Annotated in this window: 17 protein-coding genes; 6 read left to right on the forward strand and 11 right to left on the reverse strand. The window is 73.5% G+C overall.

Annotated elements, in window-relative coordinates:
* The 3 genes from AB0B41_RS13760 to AB0B41_RS13770 all read right to left on the reverse strand — a co-directional run.
* Positions 1–503, reverse strand: a 503-nt coding sequence (locus AB0B41_RS13760) for a hypothetical protein (RefSeq protein ID WP_358202631.1), incomplete at its 3' end; no start/stop codon positions are given.
* Between the two features lie 11 nt (positions 504–514).
* On the reverse strand, positions 515–2,263 hold the full coding sequence (locus AB0B41_RS13765; protein WP_358202722.1) for a nickel-dependent hydrogenase large subunit: 1,749 nt from the start codon (positions 2,261–2,263) through the stop codon (positions 515–517).
* Positions 2,264–2,322: 59 nt separating this feature from the next.
* Entirely contained in the window at positions 2,323–3,393 is a 1,071-nt protein-coding gene (locus AB0B41_RS13770) for a hydrogenase expression protein HypE (RefSeq protein ID WP_358202634.1), read from the reverse strand.
* Between the two features lie 371 nt (positions 3,394–3,764).
* Between AB0B41_RS13770 and AB0B41_RS13775 the strand changes: the two genes are divergently transcribed.
* Together AB0B41_RS13775 and AB0B41_RS13780 are read left to right on the forward strand one after the other, a co-directional pair.
* Complete coding sequence (locus AB0B41_RS13775; RefSeq protein ID WP_358202636.1) at positions 3,765–4,466, forward strand: YoaK family protein; 702 nt, start codon at positions 3,765–3,767, stop codon at positions 4,464–4,466.
* Position 4,467: 1 nt separating this feature from the next.
* Entirely contained in the window at positions 4,468–5,244 is a 777-nt protein-coding gene (locus AB0B41_RS13780; protein WP_358202638.1) for a DUF6544 family protein, read from the forward strand.
* Here AB0B41_RS13780 and AB0B41_RS13785 read toward each other — a convergent pair.
* Complete coding sequence (locus AB0B41_RS13785) at positions 5,237–5,614, reverse strand: hypothetical protein (protein WP_358202724.1); 378 nt, start codon at positions 5,612–5,614, stop codon at positions 5,237–5,239. The genes AB0B41_RS13780 and AB0B41_RS13785 overlap by 8 nt on opposite strands.
* A 298-nt stretch (positions 5,615–5,912) precedes the next feature.
* On the reverse strand, positions 5,913–6,068 hold the full coding sequence (locus AB0B41_RS13790; protein WP_358202641.1) for a DUF6131 family protein: 156 nt from the start codon (positions 6,066–6,068) through the stop codon (positions 5,913–5,915).
* 308 nt (positions 6,069–6,376) lie between these two features.
* Here AB0B41_RS13790 and AB0B41_RS13795 point away from each other — a divergent pair, with 308 nt between their 5' ends.
* Both AB0B41_RS13795 and AB0B41_RS13800 read left to right on the forward strand, forming a co-directional pair.
* Complete coding sequence (locus tag AB0B41_RS13795) at positions 6,377–7,555, forward strand: LLM class flavin-dependent oxidoreductase (RefSeq protein ID WP_358202643.1); 1,179 nt, start codon at positions 6,377–6,379, stop codon at positions 7,553–7,555.
* A complete protein-coding gene (locus AB0B41_RS13800; protein WP_358202645.1) occupies positions 7,552–8,883 on the forward strand; it encodes an MFS transporter in 1,332 nt (443 codons plus the stop codon). Before AB0B41_RS13795 ends, AB0B41_RS13800 begins: the two co-directional genes overlap by 4 nt.
* On the opposite strand, the gene AB0B41_RS13805 is transcribed toward AB0B41_RS13800, so the two are convergent.
* The 5 genes from AB0B41_RS13805 to AB0B41_RS13825 all read right to left on the reverse strand — a co-directional run bounded on the left by AB0B41_RS13805 (position 8,807) and on the right by AB0B41_RS13825 (position 16,056).
* Positions 8,807–10,993, reverse strand: a complete 2,187-nt coding sequence (locus AB0B41_RS13805; protein ID WP_358202648.1) for an FUSC family protein — start codon at positions 10,991–10,993, stop codon at positions 8,807–8,809. The two genes, AB0B41_RS13800 and AB0B41_RS13805, sit on opposite strands and share 77 nt — an antisense overlap.
* Complete coding sequence (gene zwf / locus AB0B41_RS13810; protein WP_358202650.1) at positions 10,990–12,450, reverse strand: glucose-6-phosphate dehydrogenase; 1,461 nt, start codon at positions 12,448–12,450, stop codon at positions 10,990–10,992. The genes AB0B41_RS13805 and zwf overlap by 4 nt, the downstream gene beginning before the upstream one ends.
* Positions 12,447–13,472, reverse strand: coding sequence for a phosphogluconate dehydrogenase (NAD(+)-dependent, decarboxylating) (gene gnd, locus AB0B41_RS13815; RefSeq protein WP_358202652.1), 1,026 nt, complete (start codon positions 13,470–13,472; stop codon positions 12,447–12,449). Before gnd ends, zwf begins: the two co-directional genes overlap by 4 nt.
* 19 nt (positions 13,473–13,491) lie before the next feature.
* On the reverse strand, positions 13,492–15,366 hold the full coding sequence (locus AB0B41_RS13820; protein ID WP_358202655.1) for a glycoside hydrolase family 15 protein: 1,875 nt from the start codon (positions 15,364–15,366) through the stop codon (positions 13,492–13,494).
* A gap of 63 nt (positions 15,367–15,429) precedes the next feature.
* Entirely contained in the window at positions 15,430–16,056 is a 627-nt protein-coding gene (locus AB0B41_RS13825; RefSeq protein ID WP_358202657.1) for a QsdR family transcriptional regulator, read from the reverse strand.
* A 126-nt stretch (positions 16,057–16,182) separates the two neighbouring features.
* Here AB0B41_RS13825 and AB0B41_RS13830 point away from each other — a divergent pair, with 126 nt between their 5' ends.
* Positions 16,183–17,262, forward strand: a complete 1,080-nt coding sequence (locus AB0B41_RS13830; protein WP_358202659.1) for an alpha/beta hydrolase fold domain-containing protein — start codon at positions 16,183–16,185, stop codon at positions 17,260–17,262.
* A 189-nt stretch (positions 17,263–17,451) separates the two neighbouring features.
* Here the strand turns inward: AB0B41_RS13830 and AB0B41_RS13835 are convergent, their stop codons facing one another.
* A complete protein-coding gene (locus AB0B41_RS13835; protein WP_358202661.1) occupies positions 17,452–18,162 on the reverse strand; it encodes a GntR family transcriptional regulator in 711 nt (236 codons plus the stop codon).
* A gap of 149 nt (positions 18,163–18,311) precedes the next feature.
* Here AB0B41_RS13835 and manD point away from each other — a divergent pair, with 149 nt between their 5' ends.
* A complete protein-coding gene (manD, locus tag AB0B41_RS13840; protein WP_358202663.1) occupies positions 18,312–19,520 on the forward strand; it encodes a D-mannonate dehydratase ManD in 1,209 nt (402 codons plus the stop codon).
* Positions 19,521–19,522 lie beyond the last annotated feature (2 nt).

Genomic DNA, 19,522 nt, shown 5'->3' on the forward strand with positions numbered 1-19,522 from the left:
GACCCACCCCCGCGGACCCGGTTCTGCCGGTGGCGCGGGCGGGGGTGGGGTTGGCCGACCGCGACCCCGGCCGTGTCCGGCGCCGCGGCCGCGACCTCGTCGGCGACGATCTCGCGCATCGTCCCGGTGCCGCAGCCGTTCGCCGGCACCGCGACCCGGACGGTGCCATCCGGGTCGATGCCGAGGAGCTCGACGTCGCCGCCGTGGGAGCCGAGCTTGCGCGCGGCGACGCCCATGGCCTGCTCCACCCGCACCCGCAGCTCCACCGGATGCAGGTCGTGCAGCGCGAGCAGGCCCCCCACCAGGGGGTCCGCCGCCAGGCGGTGCACCAGCGCGTCGCCGCCCGCGGCCCGCGCCACCGTGACGACCTGCTCCAGCCCCGCCCCGTAGAGCTGCATCAGCAGCCGGACGAGTTCCTCGCCGGCCGGGCGGGTGCGTGGATCGAGCCGGTCGAGCACCTCCTCCAGACGTTCGGCGACCCGCGCCGGGTCCCAGTCGCCCATCTCGACCGTCCCTACAGGACGTTCAACGAGCCGGGGGAGTGCGTCTTGTGCAGTTCCTTCCCGCCGCCGAGGTACATGTGCACGCCGCAGGGCAGGCACGGGTCGAAGCTGCGGACCGTGCGCATGATGTCGATGCCCTTGAAGTTCTCCCGCCCGTTCTCCTCGAAGATCGGCGTGTTCTGCACGGCGTCCTCGTACGGGCCGGGGGTGCCGTAGGTGTCGCGGACGCTGCCGTTCCACGGCGTCGGCGGGTACGGGTGGTAGTTCGCGATCTTCCCGCCGCGGATGACCATGTGGTGGCTGAGCACGCCGCGGACCGCCTCGGTGAAGCCGCAGCTGTTCGCGTCCTCGGGGACCGTGAACTTCTCCCAGGTCTTCGTGTTGCCCGCGCGGACCTCGGCGAGCGCCTGCTCCACGAAGTGCAGCGCGACGGCGGCGGAGTAGGCCTGGAAGTAGGTGCGGGCGCGGTTGCGCTCGATCGCGTTGGACAGCGGCCTGCCCTGCTCGTCCGTCGGAGGCCTCCACTCGAAGCCCACCTCGGGCCTGAGCGCCGTGCGCGGCAGGTTGATCTGCACGCTGTGCCCGGTCGACTTCACGAACCCGCAGTCGACCAGACCGGACAATGCGGTCGCCCAGAGCCGGGCGAGGGGACCGCCGCCGGTGTCGAGCGGCAGGTGGTCGGTGCCGTCGAACCAGCGCGGCGACATCGTCCAGGAGTACTTGTCGTCGAAGTCGCGCTTCTGCGGTGCCGGGATGGTGTGCTGGTTCCACGGGTGCCGCCGGTCCACCGGGTTGCCCAGCGGGTCGTGCGTCACGAAGGTCTCCTGGTCCTCCCAGTCCCGGTAGAAACTGTGCCCCAGCAGGATCCGGATGCCGAGGTTGATCCGCACGAGGTCGTTGGTGACCAGCTCCCCGTCGACGACGACGCCGGGCGTCACGAACATCTTCCGGCCCCAGTCCGTCATGTGCCGGTAGTCGAAGTCGCAGTGCTCCGGGTCGTTGAGGGAGCCCCAGCAGCCGAGCAGCACGCGCCGCCGGCCGACCTCCTCGTAGCCCGGCAGGGCCTCGTACATGAAGTCCCACAGGTCGTCGTGCATCGGGACGACCTTCTTCATGAACTCCACGTACCGCATCAGGCGCGTGTAGTAGTCGGTGAACAGCTGGATCGTGGCGTGCGTGCCGACGCCGCCGGGGTAGAGCGTCGACGGGTGGACGTGCCTGCCCTCCATGAGGCAGAACATCTCGCGGGTGTACCGGCTGACCTGCAGCGCCTCGCGGTAGAACTCGCCGGTGAACGGGTTGAGCGCCCGCATGAGGTCGCCGACGGTCCGGTAGCCGTGGTCGCCCGCGTGCGGCGCCTCGGTGCGGTCCGCCAGCTCGAGCACCCCGGGGTTGGTCTCCGAGACCATCTTCTCGCAGTAGTCCACCCCGACCAGGTTCTCCTGGAAGATGTTGTGGTCGAACATGTACTCGGCGGCCTCGCCGAGGTTGATGATCCACTCGCCGAGGTGCGGCGGGCGCACCCCGTAGGCCATGTTCTGGTTGTAGACCGAGCAGGTGGCGTGGTTGTCGCCGCAGATGCCGCAGATCCGGCTGGTGATGAAGTGGGCGTCGCGCGGGTCCTTGCCCTTCATGAAGATCGAGTAGCCGCGGAAGATCGACGACGTCGAGTGGCACTCCGCCACGCGCTTCTGCGAGAAGTCGATCTTCGTGTAGATCCCGAGGCTGCCGACGATGCGGGTGATCGGGTCCCACGCCATCTCGGTCAGTCCGGTGGTCCCCTCCGGCGCGATGCGGGGTTCGGTGGCGGTCACGTCGGTCACCAGGCCTTCCGGTAGCCGGTGGTGAGCTCCTCGCCGCGGTGCCGCCACTTCGGCTCGGCGTCGAGCTTCCTCTCGGTGATTGCGCGCAGCTTGCGGATCACGCCGCCGTAGGCCTTGCTGGCCGTGCCGGAGACGAGGCTCCCGGGCGGGGCGTCCATGAACGGCATGAACTTGTCCGGGAAGCCCGGCATGGTGCAGCCGATGCAGATCCCGCCGACGTTCGGGCAACCGCCGACGCCGTTGATCCAGCCCCGCTTCGGGACGTTGCACTTCACGACCGGGCCCCAGCAGCCGAGCTTGACCAGGCACGTCGGCTGGCCGTACTCGGTCGCGAACTCGCCCTGCTCGTAGTAGCCGCCCCGGTCGCAGCCCTCGTGCACGGTCCTGCCGAACAGCCAGGTGGGGCGCAGGGCGTCGTCGAGGGGGATCATCGGTGCGGCGCCGGTGGCCTGGTAGAGCAGGTAGAGGATGGTCTCGGAGAGGTTGTCCGGGTGAGTCGGGCAGCCGGGGACGCAGACGATCGGGATGCCGGCCTTCGACTTCCAGTCCCAGCCGAGGTAGTCGGGCACACCCATCGCGCCGGTGGGGTTGCCGGCCATCGCGTGGATGCCGCCGTAGGTGGCGCAGGTGCCCGCGGCGAGGACCGCGAGGGCCTTCGGTGCCAGCCGGTCCAGCCACTCGCTCGTCGTCATCGGCTGGCCGGTGAGGGGGTTGTTGCCGAAACCGCACCAGTAGCCCTCGGGCTTGATCGCCTCGTTGGGGATCGACCCCTCGACGACGAGCACGAACGGCTCGAGCTCGCCGCGCTCGGCCTTGAAGAACCACTCGATGAAGTCGTTCGTGCCGCCGACCGGCCCGTTGTCGAAGTCGATCAGCGGCCAGTGCACGGCGACCTTCGGCAGGCCGGGAAGCGCACCGAGGGCGATCTCCTCGATGGTGGGCTGGGTGGCGGCGGTGAGGGCGACCGAGTCGCCGTCGCAGCTCAGCCCGGCGTTGATCCAGAGGATGTGGACGGGGGCCTCCTCGGCCGCCTCCGCGGGGCCGGTCCCCGTGGTCGGTGCTGACATCGCGGTCACCCCCAGAGGCAGCGGTCGTTGCGCCGCCGAGCCGACGTGCGGAAGGAGATCACCGTTGTAGCGGCGGCGCCCTTGCGGAGTAAGTGCGCGGGACAGATAGGCGCGTGGGGCAGCGAGAACCGACAAGATCGACTTGCGGGCTACCGGCGGCGCCCCGACGCTCGATGCCGAGACGTCGGGAGGCGGTGGCGCGGGTGGCGCGGATACTGAAGGACCTGAGCGGCCCTCGGCGTGGGCCGCGTCCGGCGGGCGGCCCGCTCGGCCGGGTGCTGGTGCTGGTGCCGCTGATCGGTTCCCTGGTGCGCCGGGGTCCGCGGGCCTGACCCTTCCGCGTGCGGCGCGGGGCTGCTTCACTCGTCCGTATGACGGCCGGCCCGCGGTTGCTCCTCGCCGGGGAGCGCCACGGGTCCCTCCCCGTGCTGCTGCTCGTCCTCACCACGGTCACCGGGGTCATCGACGCGATCAGCCTGCTCACCCTCGGCCGGGTCTTCGTGGCCAACATGACCGGTAACGTCGTGATCACCGGTTTCGCCATCGCGGGTACGCCGGGGTTCTCCCTCCGCACCTCGCTGGCCGCGCTGGTGGGGTTCCTGGCCGGCGCGACGGCGGCGGGGTTCCTCATCGACAGGGTCGACGGGCGGGGTGCGCTGCTGCGGGCCGCGGTCCTGATCGAGTGGGTGCTGCTGGCGGTCTGCCTGGTCCTGGTGGTCGTGCACCCGCCGGTGGTCGACTCCGCCTCGACCCTGGCGACGGCCGTGATCGCGGCCGTGGCGATGGGCCTGCAGAACGCGGTGGGCCGGCGGATCGCCGTCCCGGACCTCACCACCAGCGTCGTCGGGATGTCGATGACGGGGCTCGTCGCGGACCGCACGCATTCGACCCGGGAGGCGGTCCTGCGGCGGGCGTCGGCGGTGCTCAGCCTGCTCGTCGGGGCGATCGTGGGGGCGGTCCTGGTGCGGACCGTCGGCGACGTCCCCGCGTTCGCCCTGATCCTCGTGCTCCTCGCGGGCGTCGGGATCGCGGCCCACGCGCTGCTGCGGCGGGGGCCGGACTGGGAGGGGTGAGGTGGCGCTGCGGCGACTCGACCGGGCCGTCCGTGCCCTGGCGCTGCCCTGGGACCCGGCCGAGCGCCCGGCGGTGACCGCGGCGGACCTGGCGGGCCTGCCCGAGCCGGCGCAGCGGTACCTGCGGGCGATGGGCGTGCCGGGCCGGCCGCGCCCGCGGTCCTTCCGTGTCCGGCTCCGCGCCCGGTTCCGTGTGCGGCGCACCGGGGGTCGGTTGCCGTGCGTCGCCTGGCAGTACAACCTCGCCGACCCCGTCGCCCGAGTGTTCGTCATGCGGCTGCGGGTCGCCGGCGTCGTCCCGATGCTCGGCATGGACACCTATGTCGGCGGGCACGGGCGGATGCGGGGCACGCTGCTCGGCCTGGTCCCCGTCGCCGACGGGCGGGGGCCGGAGTTCGACCTCGGCGAGCTCGCCACCTGGGTCGACGACGCCTGCCTCCTCGCCCCGGCCATGCTCCTCACCCCCGCCGCGACCTGGAGCCCGGTCGACGACTCGTCGTTCGACGTCACGGTCGTCGACTCGGGCCTGACCGTCACCGTCCGGCTGACGGTCGACCAGCTGGGCCGGCTCGTGGACGTCTCCACCACGGACCGGTACCTCGCCCTGCCCTCCGGACCGGTCCGGGCCCGCTGGACCACGCCGGTCGACGGCTGGGAGTGCGTCGCCGGGCACCTGCTCCCCACCCGGGCGCGGGCGGTGTGGCATCTCGACGACGGCGACTTCTGCTACGTCGACGGCCGGTTCGAGCAGTTGCAGCTCGACGTGCGGCCTAGATGACGGCGAACGCGGCGAGGCCGAGCACGACGAGCCCGCCGACCTTGACGACCTCCAGGGCGATGTAGGCGAGGTGGGCCCGCGAGCCGGTGTGCGGGTCGCCGGCGAGGACGCGGCGGGTGCGGGCGGTGAGCGCGGGCCGGATCGCGGCGAGCTGGACGACGAGCAGGAGGGCGACCGCGGCCGTCGTCCAGAGGATCGGCGCGGACCGCGGCCCGGCGAGCAGAGCGACCCCGATCCCCAGGAGCAGCACGACCTCGACGATGTTCAGTGCCCGGAACACGAGCCGCCCGATGCCGAGGCCCAGCGGCACCGTGATGCCGGGGGCGCGGAACTTCAGGGGCGCCTCCAGGAACGACAGCGCGAGCACCATGCCCAGCCACACGAAGGCGATCGCACCGACCGCGAGGTTCACCGCCGACTCCCTTCTCCTGCTCCCCTCATCCTGCCTCGGCGCCGAGGTGGTGGCGGACCACCTGAAGCGTCGCTCCTACCCCTGTGAGTGGCGATAGTCGTGATAGCGACTATTGCCACTCACGGTGTGCGGAGGTCCAGAGGAGACCGGCGCCGGAGGAGCGGGTGGTGACACACCGCGGCCGTGCCGGCGCACGGGGCGTCGGCACGGCCGCGAGGTGACCCCGGAAGCCCGGGCCCGAGAAGGAGCAGGGCTCCTAGAAATAGTGCTTACGCCCACCGACCGCCCGGCCGGCGGTACCGAGGATCGCCAGGACCGCGCCGACGACCAGCAGGATGATCCCGAGGATCCACAGCAGGGAGATCTTCAGCAGGAATCCCAGCACCAGCAGGATCAGACCGAGAATGATCATTGTGTTCCGTTTCCTCCACAGTGTCGCGCCCCCACACGCACTGTCGGCAGAGGACGGATCTCCTAATCACGGGTTGTCGTTTCGATGCGAAACCGTGATCACCCGTGGAGGAGAGCGGTACGGGAGTCGGTCACACCACGCCGCCGCCGGCTTGCCCCGGCGACGCGGTCGTGCTGGTGTCGGGGCATGGGAGGGAGCGAGCTGACCCGACGTCGGTGGGTCGACCTCGGCCGGATCCGGTCCGCGGTCTGTCCGGCCTGACCTCGCCCCGACGTCCGCACCGCTCCGCCTCCCTCGAAGGACCCCGCATGCCCCCGCTCACCCTGCACTGGTTCCTGCCCACCAACGGCGACGGCCGCCAGCTCGTCGGCGGCGGCCACGGCGTCGGCACCGGCTCCGCCGGGTCGATCCGGCCGGCGTCGCTCCCGTACCTGACCCAGGTCGCCCGCGCGGCCGAGCAGGTCGGCTTCACCGGCGCGCTCACCCCGACCGGCGCCTGGTGCGAGGACGCCTGGCTGACGACCGCGATGCTGGTCGCACACACCGAGCGGCTGAAGTTCCTGGTCGCCTTCCGGCCCGGCTCGATCTCGCCGACGCTGGCCGCCCAGCAGGCCGCGACCTACCAGCGCCACTCCGGCGGCCGGCTGCTGCTCAACGTCGTGACCGGCGGCGAGTCGAAGGAGCAGCGCGCCTACGGCGACTTCCTCGACAAGGACGGCCGCTACGCCCGGACCCGCGAGTTCCTGCAGGTCGTGCGCGCGTTGTGGCGCGGCGAGACCGTGGACCTCGACGGCGGGCACGTGCACGTCGAGGGCGCGTTCCTCGACCGGCTGCCCGAGCCGGTACCACCCGTCTACTTCGGCGGGTCCTCGCCGGTCGCGGGCGAGGTGGCCGCCGAGCACGCCGACGTCTACCTGACGTGGGGCGAGCCGCCGGCGCAGGTCGCCGAGAAGATCGAGTGGATCCGCAAGCTGGCCGCCGACCGGGGCCGCACCGTGCGCTTCGGCATCCGGCTGCACGTGATCACGCGGGACACCGCCGACCAGGCCTGGACGCAGGCGGAGTCGCTGCTCACCGCGCTGGACCCGGCGACGATCGAGAAGGTGCAGGCCGGGCTCGCAGCCAGCGAGTCCGAGGGGCAGCGGCGGATGCGCGCCCTGCACAACGGCGTCCACGGCGGCACCGCGAAGAGCCTGGAGATCGCGCCGAACCTGTGGGCGGGCGTCGGCCTGGTCCGCGGCGGCGCGGGCACCGCGCTGGTCGGCAGCCACACCGAGGTCGCCGACCGGATGAGCGAGTACCACGAGGCCGGCATCGACGAGTTCGTGCTCTCCGGCTACCCGCACCTCGAGGAGGCGTGGTGGATGGGGGAGGGCGTGATGCCGATCCTCCGGCGCCGCGGCCTCTGGGAGCCGCCCGCGGGTGGCGGCGTGACGACCGACGCGGCCCGGACCGTGCCCTTCGCCTCGCTGGAGGGTCGCCGGTGAGCGCGACGGTCGACACCCGCCCGGCGTCGACCACCCGGCCGCGCACCGTCCTCCTCGCGAGCCTCGTCGGCACCACCGTCGAGTGGTACGACTTCTTCCTCTACGCCACCGCCGCCGGGCTGGTCTTCCCGCAGCTCTTCTTCCCGGTCGGGAACGAGGTGGCCGGCACGCTGCTGGCCTTCGGCACCTTCGCCGTCGGGTTCGTCGCGAGGCCGGTCGGCGGGGTGCTGTTCGGGCACATCGGGGACCGGCTGGGCCGCAAGCGGACGCTCGTCGCGACGATGGTGCTGATGGGCGCGGCCACCGCGCTGATCGGGCTGCTGCCCTCGTACGCGACGATCGGGATCGCGGCGCCGGTGCTGCTCGTCGTCCTGCGGGTGCTGCAGGGTCTCGCCGTCGGCGGGGAGTGGGGCGGTGCCGTGCTGCTCGCGGTGGAGAACGCGCCGCCGGGGAAGCGGGCGCGGTTCGGCAGCGTCCCGCAGATCGGCCTCGGGCTGGGGCTCGCGCTGGGCACCGGGGTGTTCGCGCTGCTCGGCGAGGTGCTCGACGACGAGACGTTCCTGCGCATCGGCTGGCGGATCGCGTTCCTGATCAGCGTGGTGCTGGTGGCGGTCGGGCTCCTCGTGCGGCTGGCCGTGCTGGAGACCCCGGAGTTCCGCCGGCTGCGCGAGTCCGGCGCGACGGCGAAGGTGCCGGTCGTCGAGGTGTTCCGCACCCGCGGGCACCGCCGCGGCCTGGTCGCCGGCCTGCTCGCCCGCTGGGCCGAGGGCGCGGCGTTCAACACCTGGGGCGTCTTCGTGGTCACCTACGCGACGGCCACGGTGAAGGTCGACAAGATCGTCGTGCTGCTCGCCGTGACGGCCGGAGCGGTGCTGATGGCCCTGCTGACCCCGCTCGCCGGGGTGCTGGCGGACCGGTTCGGCCGGCGCCCGGTGTTCGGGGCGGGCGTGGCCGGGTTCGGGATCACGGTCGTGCCGTCCTTCCTGGCCCTGCAGACCGGGATCACCTGGCTGGTCGTCGTGGTGATCCTGGTGCAGCTCGGAGTGTTCTACGCGTTCATGACCGGCGCGGAGTCCACGCTCTTCGCCGAGCTGTTCGACACCGACGTCCGCTACACCGGGATGTCGCTGGTCTTCCAGGGCTCCGGGATCTACGCGTCCGGTCTCACCCCGGTCTTCCTCACCGGCCTGCTCGCCGCGGGGTCGGGCGGCCCCTGGTGGGCCGCGGGCTACCTGGCCCTGACCGCGGTGATCAGTCTGGTGGCCGTCGTCGCGATGCCGCGCTGGATCGGCTGGCGTCCCGCGTGGACCCGGGAGGATCGCTGGTGACGGGCGGTCCGGCGTCGCCGGCCAGGGCACGCCGGACGCGGGCGAGGTTGTCGCACAGCGCGTGCAGCCACCCCCAGCCGTCGAGCAGCCGGGAGTCGCCCTCGGCCGGGACCGGCGGGAACCGGCCCCGGCACTCCTCGGCGAGACCCTCCGGCACCCGGTCCTCGGCGACGGCGTCGGCGGTGCGCCGGTAGGCCCGTGCGACGTCGGCGGCCGCCTCGCGCAGCGCGTCCGCGTCGGGATCGGCCGGGCCGGAGCGGACGGTCAGCAGCGCGGGATGGCGCTCGCGGAGGGCGCCGGCGTAGGAGTCGAGCCGGTGCACCACGAGCACGACGGCCAGCCAGTCCGGGCCCGCGGCGCCGTGCGGCATCGGCTCGGTCCGGTACTGGACGTAGGCGTGCTCGAGCAGGACCGCGGTGGTGTGCAGGCGGTCGGGCTCGTCGGCGTCCGCGACGGGGGACCGGCTCAGCACCGCGGCGACGGCCTCGGCGTCGTCGGCCACCGCCCGCAGGGCGTCGGCGGCCACCCGCCGGACCTCCCCGCCGCCGCCCCGCGGCCACACCGCCGCGCCGATCACCGCGCCGATCACCCCGCCCACCAGCACGTCGACGAGCCGGACCTCGGCCAGCTGCCAGGTCGGCGGCGCGAGCTGCGCGAACAGTGCGGCGACCAGCACCGTGAACCCCGCCTGCCCGGCGGCGAGGCCCAGCAGCGGGCCGGCGGCGAACGTCGCGACCATGACGACCGGGAGCAGCCAGACGTAGACCGCGCGATGGTCGCCGACGAGGACCAGTACCCCGGCGGCGAGCACCGCGCCGACGATCGTGCCGGCGAAGGCCCGGACCAGCACCGGCCGGTCCGCCGACGCCGACGTGCGCATCAGGCTGAGCGTCGCCAGCAGGACCCAGAAGCCGTGCTGCAGGTCGAACACCCCGGCCACGACCCGCGCGACGGCCAGACCGAGCGCGAGGCGGACGGCGTTCTGCAGGTAGACCGAGCGCGGGGTGAGGTGCGCCCGCAGCCGCCGCCCCCACAGCTCCGCCCGCCCGGCGTGCAGGAACCACAGCATCGGCGGTGTGTCCGCGGGCGCCGGCCGGGGCGCGCCGGACCAACCGGACACGGCCAGCGCGGCGAGCCGGGAGTCCTCGGCGAGGGCGACGGCGGCGAGCCCGGCCCGCAGCGTCGTCGCCGGTCCGGGGGTGCGGGCGGCGCCGTGGGCGGCGAGCACGGCGTCGAGTCCGATGACGTCGACCGGCAGCGCCTGCCGACCGGCCTGCAGGGTGCGGGCGACCCCGTGGAGGACGTGCCCGGACTCCGCGACGAGGTCCGCGGTCCGCGGGTGCGGCGGCTCGCCGGGCGCGGACAGCAGGTCCGCCAGGGCGACCGACCGGTCCGCCGCCGCCCGGATCGCGGCGGCGGTCGCGAGCAGGCTGCGGTCGCGGCGCCCGGGCCCGAGGGGCCGTTCCTCCCGGGCGAGCTTGGTGATCCGCAGGTCCTCCGCCGAATCCAGCACCTCGCGCTGCCGGGCGAGCTCCGGTGCCGTCCGCGCCGGGACCCGGAGCGAGTTCGCCAGCGCGCCGGCGAACCCCGCGACCTCGTCGGCGAGGACCGCCATCCGGTCCGGTACCGGCGTGGGCACGGACCGGGGCAGCAGCCAGCGGTCGCAGACGATCAGCAGCGCGGCTCCCAGCACCAGCCCGAGCAGCCGTTGGTCGAGCGTGTCCGGCTGGAACGGTGGGAAGCACGGGAGCACGTAGAGCAGCAGCAGCCCGTTGGCCACGCCGACCACCCGCGGCCCGCCCGTCCCGGCGTAGGCGACCACGAACCCGACGACGAGCATCCCCGCCGCCGCGGCCCAGGTCGAGACGGCCAGCAGGGTGCCGAGGCTGACGAGCACCACCCCGGCCGCGGCAGCGCCCAGGAACGTCCGCAGCCGCCGGTCGGGCGAGCCGGTGACCTCGGACAGCGCGCCGAGCGCGATCACCGTGAACAGCGCGTAGATCGCGACGACCGAGTCGCCCAGCCCGTACAGGCCGCCGTAGAAGCCGACGAGCGCGGGCACCGACACCCGGATCGACCGGCGCAGGGCCGGTCCGGCGGGCCGCCTCACCGGGCGAGGGCCCCCTCCGGTGCGGCCTGCGGGGCCGGTGTCGTGGGCGGGGTCGAGGGTGCCGCGGGCGGGAGCGGCACCCAGCCCTCGGGGCCGGGCAGCCGCTCGGCCGCCTCGGGCCCCCACGAGCCCCGGGGGTACGGCGCCGGCGGTGTCGCGGGGTCGAGGATCGGCTCGACGATCCGCCAGGCCTGCTCGATGGTGTCCATCCGGGCGAAGTGCGCCGGGTCGCCGGCCAGCGCGTCGGCGAAGATCCGCTCGTAGGGGGCGTGGACGGGCCCGAGCACCTCCCGGAAGTCGACGGCGAGCGGGATCTCGGCCGGCACGTCCCCGCGGCCCGGCTGCTTGGCGAGCAGCGTGATCGTGACGCCGGCCCGGGGCTGCAGGCGCAGCCGGATCCGGTCCGGCTGCATCGTGCCGGCGCCGCCGGAGAAGAGTGCGCGCGGCGGCGGCCGCAGCACGGCGACGATGTCGAGCAGCGTGTCCGGCAGCGCCTTGCCGGCCCGCAGGTACACCGGCACCCCGGCCCACCGCCAGTCGTCGACGTGGAAGGTGGCGGCGACGAACGTCTCGGTGGTCGAGTCCGGCGCGACGCCCGGGGTGTCGAGGTAACCGTCGTACCGCCCGCGGACCACGGCGCCGGCGTCGAGCCGGCGCACGGCGCGCAGCAGCCGGAACTTGGCGTCGCGCTGGTCGTCCGCGGCGTCGGAGAGCGGGGCGTCCATGAGCAGGTAGGCCATGACCTGCAGCAGGTGGTTCTGAACGACGTCGCGCACCGTGCCCACGGCGTCGTAGAACGAGCCGCGGTCGGCGACGTCGAAGTCCTCGGCCATGGTGATCTCGAACCGGTCGATCCACTGCCGGCTCCACAGCGGTTCCAGCAGCGTGTTCGCGAACCGCAGCACCAGCAGGTCCTCCACCGGCTCCTTGCCGAGGAAGTGGTCCACCCGGAAGATCCGGTCCTCCGGGTAGTGCTTCGCGAGCAGGGCCTGCAGCTGCCGCGCCGAGGCGAGGTCGCGCCCGAACGGCTTCTCGACGACGAGCCGCGACCGGGTGTGCAGGCCGACCCCGGCCAGCCCGTCCGCCACCGTGCCGAACAGCGAGGGCGGCACGGCGAGGTAGTGCACCGCGAAGGCCGTCGGCCCGGCCTCCGCGGTGATCGCGTCGGCGAGGCGGCTGAACACGGCCGGGTCGGTGTAGTTCCCCGCCACCAGGTGCGTCGAGGCCTGCAGCCGCTGCAGCGCGGACTCGTCGACCTCGTCCACCGCGGCCCGGACGCAGTCGGCCATGTGCGCGCGGAGCCGGTCGTCGTCCCAGTCGGTCAGCGCGACGCCGATGACCGGCACGGTCAGCTCGCCGCGTCCGACCAGCCGGTACAGCGCCGGGATGATCATCTTCTTGGCGAGGTCGCCGGTGATGCCGAAGAGGACCAGGACGTCCCCCTGCCGAGCGGTCACGCCGGGCCACCCGTCTTCTCGACGTGCCCGCCGAACTCCAGCCGTTGGGCGGACTCGACCTTGTCGGCGAACAGCTCGCTGCCGCGGGAGGCGAAGCGGCTGTAGAGCGCGGCGGTGAGCAGCGGCGCGGACACGCCCTCCTCGATCGCGGCGATCGACGTCCAGCGTCCCTCGCCGGAGTCCGACACCCGGCCCGCGAACTGCTCCAGGCCCGGGTCCTGCTGCAGCGCCTCGGCGGTGAGGTCGAGCAGCCACGACCCGATCACGCTGCCGCGCCGCCACACCTCGGCGACCTCGGAGAGGTCGATGCCGTCGTAGGGGTAGTACTTCGGGTCGCGCAGCGGGGCGGTCTCGGCGTCGGCCTCCGGCGGCCGGACGCCTGCGCCCGCGTTGCGGATGACGTTGAGGCCCTCGGCGTAGGCGGCCATCAGGGCGTACTCGATGCCGTTGTGCACCATCTTGACGAAGTGCCCGGCGCCGGACGGGCCGCAGTGCAGCCAGCCCTGCTCGGCCGGGCTCGGGTCGCCGCTGCGGCCCGGGGTGCGCGGGGCGGTCGCGACGCCCGGGGCGAGCGAGGAGAACACCGGCCGCAGCCGGGAGACCGCCCGGTCCGGGCCGCCGATCATCAGGCAGTAGCCCCGGTCGAGCCCCCACACCCCGCCGCTGGTGCCGCAGTCGACGTAGTCGATCCCGCTCGCCGCGGCCAGCTCGGCGCGGTCGATGTCGTCCCTGTAGGAGGAGTTGCCGCCGTCGACGATCGCGTCGCCGGCGTCGAGCGTGCCGAGCAGCGCGGTCACGGTGTCGCCGGTGATCGCGGCGGGCAGCATCAGCCACACCGACCGCGGCGCGTCCAGGCCGCCGACCAGCTCCTCGAGCGAGCCGGCGCCCCGCGCCCCCTCGGCCACCAGGGCGGCGACGGCGTCGGGGGAGACGTCGTACACGTGGCACTCGTGCCCGGCGCGCAGCAGCCTGCGCACCATGTTGGCGCCCATCCGGCCGAGCCCGATCATCGCGATCTGCATCCCGTCGTCCTCCCGTGCGTCAGGTGAGCCGGTGCGGGCCGGAGGCGTGCGCGACCCGACCAGGCCCGTGGTCGAGCTGGTGGTCGAGGTCCACCGCCGCGCTGATCAGCGCGAGGTGGCTGAAGGCCTGCGGGAAGTTGCCGAGCTGCTCGCCGGTCGCCCCGATCTCCTCCGAGTAGAGGCCGAGGTGGTTGGCGTAGGTCAGCATCTTCTCGAAGGCGGTGCGGGCGTCGCCGAGCCGGCCGGAGCGGGCCAGCGCGTCGACGTACCAGAAGCTGCAGAGCGAGAACGTGCCCTCGGTGCCGGTCAGGCCGTCGGGGGAGGCGGACGGGTCGTAGCGGAACACCAGCCCGTCGGACACCAGGGTCCGGTCGATCGCCTCCAGCGTGGAGTGCCACAGCGGGTCGCTCGGGACCACGAACCCGGCCCGCGGCATCATCAGCACCGACGCGTCGAGGACGTCGCCGCCGAGGTACTGCACGAACGCCCGCCGGCCGGCGTCGAACCCCGTGGTCATCACCTGGTCGTAGATCGCGTCCCGCCGCGTCGTCCACCCGGGCATGTCGCCGGGCAGCGCGCGCTCGCGCGCCATCCGCGTCGCCCGGTCGAAGGCGACCCACGACATCAGGCGGCCGTAGACGAAGTCCTTCGCCCCGCCGCGGGTCTCCCAGATGCCCTCGTCGACCCGGTCCCAGTTCTCGCAGAGCCACGACACCATGTCCCGCACGGCCTGCCAGCCGCGGTGGTCGAGCCGCACGGCGTGCCGGTCGGCCAGGTACAGCGAGTCCAGGGCCTCGCCGACGATGTCGAGCTGCAGCTGGTCGGCGGCGCCGTTGCCGATCCGGACGGGCCGCGACCCCCGGTAGCCCTCCAGGTGGCCGAGGGTCTCCTCGGTGAGGTCGGCGGTGCCGTCGACCCGGTACATGATCCGCAGCGGCCTGCCGTCGGGGCCGTCGTGCTCGCCGACGCGGTCCGCCAGCCAGCGCCCGAAGGCCGCGGCCTCGTCGGTGTAGCCGAGGCTGAGCAGGGCGTGCACCGAGAACGACGCGTCGCGGATCCAGGTGTAGCGGTAGTCCCAGTTCCGCTCCCCGCCGACCTGCTCGGGCAGCCCGGCCGTGGGGGCGGCGACGAGTGCGCCGGTCGGGGCGTAGGTCATGAGCTTGAGCGACATGGCCGAGCGGTGGACCGTCTCGCGCCAGCGGCCGACGTAGGTCGAGCGCTCCAGCCAGGTGCGCCAGAACTCCACGGTGGCGTCGAACCGCTCGTCGGCCTCGCCGATCGGGATGCGGCGGGGCTGCAGGCCGGAGCCGGACTCCAGCACGGTGCCGACCGACTGGCCCGCGGAGAGGGTGATCGACGCCCGGACGTCCGGCCCGTCGCGCTCCCAGTCGAGGGCGCCGCCGCCGTCGACGACCGTGTGCAGGCAGAGGTCCATGTCGGGGCCGTGGAAGACGACGCCCTCGGCCGTGGTCTCGGTCGTGTGACCGGCCCGGCCGTAGTCGAAGCGCGGCCGGCACTCCACGGTGAACCGCATCGTCCCGCGGACCACGCGCAGCACCCGGACGATCTCGTGCCGGTCGGTGGCGGCGCCGTCCCGGACGGGCATGAAGTCGTAGAGCGCGCCCACGCCGTCGGCCGTCATGAACCGGGTCATCAACACGGCGGTGTCGTGGAAGTACCACTGCCGGCGCGTGATCTCCCCGTCCGTGTCGGGCGCGATCCGGAAGAACCCGCCGCGCCGGCGGTCCAGCAGCGCGCCGAACACGCTCGGCGAGTCGAACCGCGGGCAGCAGTACCAGTCGACGCTGCCGTCCGTGGTCACCAGTGCCGCGGTCTGCAGGTCCCCGATCAACCCGTGCTCGGCGATCGGGGGATAGTCGTCGGGATAGGCCACGCCGCTCCTCCCTCTCACGCCGGACGACCGGCGTGATCGCGTTCGTCCCGATCACGCCCGCCGTTACGTCCGTCCGGCCGAGCGACCCGGATCAGCCGGGCGGGGGAGCAGCGCCTGCAGCACGCGGGCGGCGCGGGTGCCGTCCGGCTCCTCCCCGGTGATCGTGCGCAGGTAGACGTAGGACTCGATCACGCGCACCAGGGTGTAGGCCAGGTCGTCGAGCGGGATCGGGCTGGCCAGCCGGCCCGCCGCCGTCTCCGCCGCGGCCAGCTCGCGGACCAGGCCGACCAGACGGGGCTGGAAACCGCCCGACGACAGCGTGAGCAGCCGCAGGGCGCACTCACCCTCCTCCTCGAGGAACCGGCGCATGCCGCGGTGGGCGAGTGTGTCGGTGACGAACCGGCTCAGGACCGCGGCGAGGCGCGACCCCGTGCCGTCGGTGGCCGGCGGGTCCCGGCGGAGGGTGCGTTCCGTGAGGGACCAGACGACCTCGCACAGCAGCAGCTCCCGGGAGCCGACCCAGCGGTAGAGCGTGGCCCGGTTGACGCCCAGCTCCCCGGCGAGCGCCTGCATGTCGATCCGCTCGCCCGCCTGGAACCGGCGCCGGGCCAGCAGGAACGCGTCGAGCGCGCCGGGACGGACGGCGGACCCGGCGAGGCGCCGCTGCAGCGGCGTCGGTGTTCCGGCCACGGTCCCTCCGTTGACGCCCGGATGTGACGCGCACCATACTATGCGACACCTGGCAGCTCTGTCGCATCGCTGCGACAGGGAGCGTGTCTCGTACCGCGACCGACGATCTCGACGAGGAGAGCGCCCATGGCGACGGACGTGTCGACCCCGCACACCCCGCCCGGCCGGCTGGGGGACCCCGGCCTGACGATCGGCACGGACCCCCGCGCCGATCCGCGGATGGTCGCGGTGATGGGCCGGCTCGGGCTCCTCGACCACGCCGACGGCGCCCCGCTGACGCCCGACGTGGGCCGGGAGACGCTGCTGCAGTTCGTCGACGCCGTCGAGGAGGGGTTCGAGGGGCTCTTCGCCACGCTCGCCGAGGACCTGCCGCCGATCCACGGCGTGACCTCGGAGCTGCGCACGATCACCGGCGAGGGCGGCCACGAGATCGGCCTGCACGTGCACCGGCCGGAGGGGAGCGAGGGCCCGCTCCCGGTGATCTACCAGGTGCACGGCGGCGGCATGGTCATGCTGGCCGCGAAGGGCGCGCTCTACACGCGCTGGCGGGACGAGCTCGCGGCGGCCGGGGCCGTCGTCGTCGGGGTGGAGTACCGCAACGGCGGCGGCGCGCTCGGACCGCACCCGTTCCCGGCCGGCCTGGAGGACTGCGCGACCGGGCTGCGCTGGGTGGCCGACCACCTCGGCGAGCTCGGCGGCACGCACGTCGTGGTCACCGGCGACTCCGGCGGCGGCAACCTCGCGCTGGCCCTGCCGATCAAGGCGAAGCGGGAGGGCTGGGCGGAGGCGATCGCGGGCGTCTACGCGCAGTGCCCGTACATCCTCGGCGACTGGACAGAGGCGTCCCTGCCGTCGCTGGTCGAGAACGACCGCTACTGGCTCAACCGCAGCCTGTTCCCGCTGCTCGCCGAGGTGTACGACCCGGGGGCCGGCAATGCGGTGGAGGCGACCTGCTGGCCGTACCACGCCACGGCCGAGGATCTCCGCGGCCTGCCGCCGCACGTGATCTCGTGCAACGAGCTGGACCCGCTGCGGGACGAGGGCGTCGCCTACCACCGCGCGCTGCTCGCCGCCGGCGTCCCGTCGATCGGCAAGGTCAACCTCGGGCTCTGCCACGTGGGCGAGCTGATGTTCCGGGCGGAGATGCCCGACGTCTACGCCGAGGCGGTCCGGGACGTGCTCGGGTTCGCGAGGTCGCTGGGCTGACCGTCGTCGCCTCGGGCCGGCGTGGCGAGCGCCAGCACCGCCAGGCCCGAGGCGACCACCATCACCACGGCCATCACGAGCGGGCTGGACCCGACCAGCGGCGACACGACGGCCTGAGCCACGACGCCCGAGCTGCCCCGGCGGGCCGCCCTGGCGGAGCGTGGCGTGGCCGAGTGTCAGGCCGGGCCGTCACTCCCAGACGACCACGTTGCGGCGCACCGGGACCGCGCCCGACGCCGAGGCGAACAGCTCGGGGGAGCGCTCCCGGATGGCCTCGACGTCGTCGAACACCGCTCGCAGGTGCGTGCGCATGGCAGCGCGCGCCCCGGCGACGTCCCCGGACAGCACCGCCCCGAGGATCTCGACGTGCTGGTCGGCGAAGCCCTCCGGCGGCGTCTCCTGCAGGCCGAGCCGGCGCGCCCGGTCCAGGTGGCCCTTGGCCGACACCACCGTCGCCCACGCGCGGCCGTGCCCGGCGAGGCGCAGCAGGCCGTGGTGGAACTCCTCGTCGAGGGCGAAGAAGTCCTCGACCGTGAGCCCGGGCCGGTGCTGTTCGTCGAGGTTGCGGCGCAGCTCGGCGACGAGCTCCGGGTCGAGATCGGCGGGCAGGTCCTCCAGGGACGCGAGCTCCACGGCCTCCCGCAGGAACTGGGCGTCGGCGACCCGGTCCGGGTCCACCCGCGAGACGAACGACCCGACCTGCGGGAAGACCTGGACCAGGCCCTCCTCCACCAGCAGGATCAGGCTCTCCCGCACCGGGGTGCGGCTCACCCCGAGCGAGGCCGCCAGCTCGTTCTCCGAGAGCGCGGCGCCGGGCGGCAGCTCGAGGGTGAGGACCTTGCGGCGCAACGTCTCGTAGACGGCGCGACGGCTGGTCCGCCGGCTGTTCGTCCGGGTCACGGACCCACGATATCGGGTGTGGCGCGTCACTGACCGCTCCTCCGGACCGGTCTTGCACAGCTTCGCGACGGATGCTTGTATACAAGCACTGCGCGACCAGTCTGCCGGAGAGTGCGCGCGGACCGGATCGTCCGAAGGAGTGGGACCTGGTGAGCGAGATCGAGCGGGCCGAGGTGTTGGTCGCCTCCCCGGGACGGACGTTCGTGACGCTGCGGATCACGACGACCGACGGGGTCGTCGGCCTCGGCGACGCGACGCTGAACGGCCGCGAGCTCGCCGTCGCGAGCTACCTGCGCGACCACCTGGTCCCGCTGCTCATCGGCAAGGACCCGGCGCGCATCGAGGACATGTGGCAGTACCTCTACAAGGGGGCCTACTGGCGCCGCGGCCCGGTGACCATGACCGCGATCTCCGCCGTCGACACCGCGCTGTGGGACATCAAGGGCAAGGTCGCCGGCCTGCCCGTCTACCAGCTGCTGGGCGGCCGCTCCCGGGACGGCGTCATGGTCTACTCGCACGCCAGCGGCCGGGACACCGCCGAGCTGCTCGACGACGTCGAGCGTTTCCTGTCGCTGGGCTACAAGGCCGTGCGCGCCCAGGCCGCGGTGCCGGAGGTCGGCGGCACCTACGGCGTCCGCAAGGGCAAGCTCTACGAGCCCGCGGCCACCGCGCTGCCCGACGAGCAGCCGTGGGACACCGAGGCGTACCTGAACTTCGCGCCCACCTACCTCGAGGCCGTCCGCGAGCGCTTCGGCTTCGGCTTCCACCTGCTGCACGACGTCCACCACCGGCTCACGCCGCTCGAGGCGGCCCGGTTCGGCAAGGCCGTCGAGCCCTGCCGGCTGTTCTGGATGGAGGACCCGACGCCCGCCGAGAACCAGGAGGCGTTCCGGATCATCAGGCAGCACACGACCACCCCGATCGCCACCGGCGAGGTGCTGAACTCGATCTGGGACGTCCAGACCCTGATCACCGAGCAGCTGATCGACTACGTCCGGACCACGGTCGTGCACGCGGGCGGCCTCACCCACCTGCGCCGGATCTTCGACCTCGCCGCGCTCTACGGGGTCCGCACCGGCTCGCACGGCGCCACCGACCTCTCGCCGGTGAGCATGGCCGCGGCGGTGCACCTCGACGTCGCCGTGCCGAACTTCGGCATCCAGGAGTACATGGGACACGCCGACGAGACCCTCGAGGTCTTCCGCGGCGGGCCCACCCTCGCCGCCGGCATGCTGCATCCGACCGAGGTGCCCGGCCTCGGCGTCGAGTACGACGAGAAGGCCGCCGAGCGTTTCCCGTACGAGGCCCGCTACCTGCCGGTCGCCCGCCGGCTCGACGGCTCGGTGCACGACTGGTGAGC

Origin of the sequence: Pseudonocardia sp. NPDC049154 (assembly GCF_040648315.1) — a bacterium.
In the GTDB taxonomy this organism is placed as follows: domain Bacteria; phylum Actinomycetota; class Actinomycetes; order Mycobacteriales; family Pseudonocardiaceae; genus Pseudonocardia.